This is a genomic window from Corallococcus sp. CA049B (assembly GCF_003611685.1).
In the GTDB taxonomy this organism is placed as follows: Bacteria; Myxococcota; Myxococcia; order Myxococcales; family Myxococcaceae; genus Corallococcus; species Corallococcus coralloides.
Genome location: NZ_RAWC01000420.1, coordinates 1 through 2,410 on the forward strand (window position 1 = coordinate 1; position 2,410 = coordinate 2,410).

2 protein-coding genes are annotated in these 2,410 nt (G+C 68.5%); both read right to left on the reverse strand.

The genetic code is table 11. The features are described 5' to 3' along the window. Nucleotides 1–390: hypothetical protein (locus D7W82_RS39330; RefSeq protein WP_199728022.1), on the reverse strand; the 390-nt coding region annotated here is incomplete at its 3' end. A gap of 55 nt (nt 391–445) precedes the next feature. Further along, nucleotides 446–2,407, reverse strand: coding sequence for an ATP-binding protein (locus tag D7W82_RS39335; protein ID WP_233588211.1), 1,962 nt, complete (start codon nt 2,405–2,407; stop codon nt 446–448). Nucleotides 2,408–2,410 lie beyond the last annotated feature (3 nt).

A 2,410-nucleotide genomic window follows, 5' to 3' on the forward strand; every position in this document is an offset into this window, starting at 1 on the left:
GGCCTGGGGCGGAGGCGGCGCGTGGGTGACGATGGTGAGGTCGCGCGCCGCGCCCAGGGCGGAGGCCAGCGAGTCCGGCTGGGGCTGCTCCGGCGTGGCGAGGGAGAAGGCATGGGCCTCCTCGCGCTGCTCGACGGCGAGGAGCGACTGGCCCACGACGACGAGCCGCACGAAGCGCCGGCCCTCCTCGATGCGCCGCACGAGCCGGGGCGCGGCGCCGTCCAGCTTGAGCACGGCGATGCCGCCACGGCCGAGCGCGACGTAGCTCACCCCCTGGTGGACGACGGAGTCGAGGACGGGGCCCAGGCCCAGCTCTTCCGCGGCACGTGAGGCCGGGGACACAGGAGTCTGGGCGACGATGACGGAGGCGAGGAGCGCGGAGCCGAGCATGAAGCTGGCTCTATATCGCTCCTCGCCCCCGGGGTTCCTGGACTTTGGGTCAAGCCTAGTCGACGAGCAGCCGCTTCACGGGCGCCGGGTCCACGGCCACCATCAGCGGCCGGGTGAAGTGGCTGAACGACATCAGCGCCTGGCCTGGAGCGAGCCGCGACACCCGGCTCCACAGGCTCTCGTCGATGCTGCCCACGCTCTTCTTCAGCTGGTTGATGACGGCCCCGTCCGTGATCTTGTGGATGATGAAGTTGTTGAGCAGGGCCAGCACCTCGGACGGCAGGTGCTGGGGAAGCTGGGTGACGAAGACGAGCCCCAGCCAGCGCTTGCGGCCCCGCTTCGCGATGCGAGCGACCTGTTCGAAGAGGGTCTTCATCTGCGCGATGCGGCTGGCGGACAGGAACTCGTGGGCCTCCTCGATGATGATGAGGACCGGAGTGATGTCCTTGCCCTCGCGGTGGGCCTTCTCATAGCTGGCCTCCTGCCGCTCCTGGATGCCCCGGAGGATGTCCGCGATGACCAGGTTGTTGAGCTGGGGGGATTCCGTGTCCGACAGGTCGATGACGGACACCCGCCCTGGCGAGAGCATGGTGTCGTACTTCACGCCCTCCGTGGTCCCCATGTCGAAGATGTTCAGCCGGCGCAGCCGCTGGAGCTTGCTGGCCAGCGCCTTCCAGCTGATGACGTTGCGGCTGCTCTGCGCCATCACCCGCCGCATCACCTTGCCGGGGTCGTTCTTGAAGACGCTGTAGAGCGTCAGCGAGTTGGCCGGAGGCCCCTCGTCCTCCTCCAACGCCTCGATCTCCTCGGCGACCGTTCCTCGCGCTCGCGCCGCGCGGCGGGGGCGGGCTCTTCCTTCCGCTCTGCCCTCGTCGCTCATGCTGTAGAGGTAGGCGTTCACGACGTCCAGCAGGTGCTGGATGGTCATTTTCGGGTAGCCCGTGGACAGCTCGTCCACCTCCAGCGCGTCCCGTCGCTCCTCCTCCGTCACCGGATAGACCTCGAAGTCCTCCAGCAGGAGCTTCGTGACGTCGTAGGCCTTGAGGAAGCGCTCCTGCTGCGCCTCCGACATGTCTAGGATCTCCGCCAGCGCGTAGGGCGACAGGCTGGAGAAGTTCAACGAGAAGGCGTGCTTGTTCCTGTGGCGTGGGTTGCGGCTCTCGCGGCCGACCAGGTGATGGATGTGCAGGTCCTTCACGCCCTCGGGCTTCTGGTTCCGGCGCTTGAGGGTCTCCACCATGGCGTGGTGGTCCGTGGGCCGGTCCACGTGCGTGTATTCGCCTTCCACGTCGAAGACGATGGTGGCGATGCCGGAGCTCTGCGCGCGGTGGATGAGCGTGGCCACCGTGGTGGACTTGCCGCCGCCCGTCGTCCCGATGATGCCGGTGTGCCGGGGCAGCACGGACTTGTCGCGGGCGTTGATGCGCGCCTCCATCCGCTCGTAGCCCACCACCGTGCCAATGCTCATCTCCCCGCTGACACCCAGCACCTTCGCGCTCTCCTCCTCGTCCAGCACGAAGACGGGGCTCTGCGGCCGGGGACGGAAGCGGTGCGGCTTGAGCACGCCCGCGACCTCCTCACCGAGGATCTCCACCTCCGCGCGGCCGTGGTACTCGAAGGTGTACGTGAGCTTCTTTCCGTGGGTCACCACGCCAATGGCCATGGTGGAGTTCGCGGGGACGGCGTTCGGCTCCGCGAACGGCCCCCGGACGACGACGCCCAGGTAGGCCCTGTCGTCCTCGCGGCACTTGATGCGCACCAGCGTCTGCGACGCCAGCCGGTGCAGGTCCTCCTTCGTGGACAGGACGGTGACGAGGTTGTCGTGGCTCGCGCTGGTGTCGAAGTGGGTGAAGCCCACGGCGTTCTCCAGCTCCGGGTCGGCGTTGAGCGCCGCCGCCCGTTCCTTCGCCGCGTCGATTTCGCCCTTCGCCCTGTCCGGAAGGGGCTGCACGACTTCATTGCGCGGCGGCTCCACGGGCGGCGGATGGGGAACCGGGGTCCGTGCGACCGGGGGCAGGGG